At 66.5% G+C, this 2,637-nt stretch carries 1 protein-coding gene; it reads right to left on the reverse strand.

All coding sequences use genetic code 11. The annotated features are described in order from the left end of the window. Positions 1–2,519, reverse strand: a 2,519-nt coding sequence (locus B3V69_RS05695) for a UvrD-helicase domain-containing protein (RefSeq protein ID WP_296444610.1), incomplete at its 3' end; no start/stop codon positions are given. Between the last annotated feature and the right edge of the window lie 118 nt (positions 2,520–2,637).

Genomic DNA, 2,637 nt, shown 5'->3' on the forward strand with positions numbered 1-2,637 from the left:
GGCCAGTCCACCAGCACGCCCATGGTCTCGGCGTTGCGCTCGGGGGTGTCGGTGTCGAGCAGGAGCACGGCCTGCGCCTCCAGCCCCTTGGCGCCGTGGATGGTGAGCAGACGCACCGCCAGCGGATTCACTGCCGCGGGCGCCAGCACGCCCCCGGCCTTGAGGGCACGCACAAAGGCATAGGGCGTGGCGAAACGCCCGCCGCCCAGTTGCAGCGAGACGCCAAGCAGCGCGCGCAGATTGGCCAGCACCGCGTCGCGCTGGTTGGCGGGCGCCGCCGCGCCGAAGCGCGCCAGCACGTCGCCGTCGCTATAGATGGCTTGCAGCGCGTCATGTGGCGGCCACTGGCGGAGCCAGCCTTTCCATTGGATTAAAACAGCTGCTAGCCCTCGTCCATCCTGCGTGAGCAGCTCTGTTTTTTGTAGCAAATCAAACCAGGGCAGGTTCACCTCGCGTTGCTGCAGCGCGAGCTGCACCAGGGCCTCATCGCCCATGCCGAACAAGGGCGACTTGAGCACGCGCGCCAACGACAAGTCGTGCTGCGGCGACACCAGCACATCGAGCAGGGCCACCAGGTCCAGCACTTCGCAGCAGTCGATGAGATCGGTTTTTTCGCCGATCTGAGCGGCGATGTGCAGGCGGCGCAACTCGTCCTGCAAGGGCATCAGAGCGGCCCGCTTGCGCGACAGCACCATGACATCGGCGGGCTGCAGGCCGGCGCTTGCTCCGCTGGCATCGACGCTGGCGAGCTGCTGTGCAATCCAGTGCGCAGCCTGGCGCGCCTCCAGCGTGCGCAGGGTTTCTTCCGGCAGTTCGCGCGGGGTCGTGAGGCTGTCGCGCCATGCGTCATCCGCGGCGGCTTCCGCCTGGCGTGCCGAGCGTGGGATGGGCGGCAATTGGCAGACCAGACCCGCCTGCGAGGAACTGGTGGTGTGCGGGCGAAAGCCTTCATAGCCATCGGCCTGGGCCGCGTCACCCATAGCGGCGTTGACGGTGGCGATGACGCCGGTGGCGTTGCGCCGGGTGTGGTCGCAACTCAGCAAGTCGCCACCCAGGCCGTCGCGCACAAAGGCCTTGGCCGCCTTGAACACCTGGGGTTCCGCCCGGCGGAAGCGGTAAATGCTTTGCTTGGGGTCGCCCACGATGAAGACGCTGGGCGCCGTGGCGCCAACGCCGCCACTGGCCCCACCGCCCGCGCCCGCGTAGCCGCTGAGCCACGCCCGCAGCGCCTGCCACTGCAGGGGGTTGGTATCCTGAAACTCGTCGATCAGCAGGTGTTTGATGCGGGCGTCCAGGCGCTCCTGCACCCAGCCCGACAGGATAGGATCACTCAGCATCACCAGGGCGGCACGCTCGACGTCATTCATGTCGACCCAGCCGTGCTCGCGCTTGAGTGCGGAAAATTCCTTGAGCAGCTCGCGCGTGAGCCGCGCCATGCGTTGCTGGTAAAGCCAGGCCGCATGCTGCAGGCGCGCCGCCACCACGCGCAGCACCAGCTCTTGCGCGTCGCGCACCCGCGCTATGCCGGCGATCTTTTCGCCGAACTTGCGCGGCGTGCCCTTCTCGGTCAGCAAGGCGGCGAAGGCCCCCGCCAGGTCCCCGTTTGAGAGCGCCATTTCCAGCTCCACCCCTTTGGCGGAGAAGGTCTTGGCGCTGGCGCCGCCCAGCGCTCGTGCCGCATCCAGCAGGGTCTGCCAGCGCAGCGGGTCGGCGCGCAAAAAGTCATCGGGTGCATCCAGCCAGGCGAACTCGGGGTACTGGTCGGAAAAATGCACGACCGACTCGTCCACCACGCCTTGGGCGTCGGCCAGGGCGAACTCGGTGCGCTTGTCCAGCGCCGTCTGCAAGGCTTTTTCGGTCTGCGAGCGGCCGTGCTCAAACACCACCGCTTCGAAGTCGGCCTTCAGGCTGCTGCTGAGCTCGCCCTGCGCCACCAGCGCCGCATAGAACCGCCGCCACACCAGCGCCTTGGCCGGTGCGTCGTCTTCCAGCAACTCGTAGTTGGCGGGCAACTCCATCTGTTGCAAGACGGCCAGCGGCGCCGTGCGCAGCAAGGCGGCAAACCAGCTGTGGAAGGTGCGGACCTGCACCTGTCGCCCGCTCTCCAGCATGCTTTGATACAGTTTTGATAGCTGCTCAGGCAGCATGGACGGGGGCTGGAGCTCGTTTTTAATCAAGACACCGCGGTCTTGCAGCTCTTTCACCAGCGTTTCGTGATCCGCCGCCGCGAAGTCGGCCAGCCATTTGTAGAGCCGCTCGCGCATCTCGCTGGCGGCGCGCTTGGTGAAGGTGATGGCCAGAATCTCGTGCGGCTGCACCCGGAGCTGGCCGTCCTTGGGATCGACGCCGTCGAGCAGCGCGCGCACGATGCGCGAGACCAGCATCCAGGTTTTTCCGGCGCCGGCGCAGGCTTCCACGGCGACGCTGCGGCGCGGGTCACAGGCTATTTTGTAGAACGCTTCGGCGCTGACCAAGTGGCCGTTGTGTTCGTAGGCGGGTTGGGTTTGTTGTTCAGGCATGGGGGGCTCCCGCCGGGGTCTGATGGGTGTCTGTCAGAGCATGAGTTGCGACCTTTTCATTGGCTCCCGCCGGGAGGTTTTTTCCCCACTCACTCCTACTGGGACTTCCCACGTAGTC

This window comes from Rhodoferax sp. UBA5149 (assembly GCF_002413825.1).
GTDB lineage: Bacteria > Pseudomonadota > Gammaproteobacteria > Burkholderiales > Burkholderiaceae_C > Rhodoferax.